The organism is Gilvimarinus sp. 1_MG-2023 (genome assembly GCF_030548285.1).
Genome location: NZ_JAUOSC010000838.1, coordinates 1 through 284, shown reverse-complemented (window position 1 = coordinate 284; position 284 = coordinate 1). Strand labels below are relative to the sequence as shown.

Sequence of the window (284 nt, the reverse complement as noted above, 5' to 3'; positions counted from 1 at the left end):
GGGCCTTTGTCGCTCAACCAGCGCCTGGCTCGCCAGCGCGCTATGGCGGTGTACAACCTGCTGACCGACTTGGGCATAGACCGCGGGCGTCTCGGCACCAAAGGTTACGATTGGCAGCGCCCCATTGCCGACAACAATACCCTGGAGGGTCGCGCCTTAAACCGCCGCGCGGAAATCACCCCAGACAAACCGCGTGATGACGCTCCCGCCGGCGAGGGCCAATAAGATGACCCGTACACACACACTTGCGCCTCACACTCTTATACAACGGACTCTAAAGACCA

The 284-nt window shown here is 60.9% G+C and carries 1 protein-coding gene; it reads left to right on the top strand.

The features are described 5' to 3' along the window. A partial coding sequence (locus Q4563_RS23680) for an OmpA family protein (protein WP_303605657.1) occupies positions 1–225 on the top strand: 225 nt, incomplete at its 5' end. Positions 226–284: the final 59 nt, after the last annotated feature.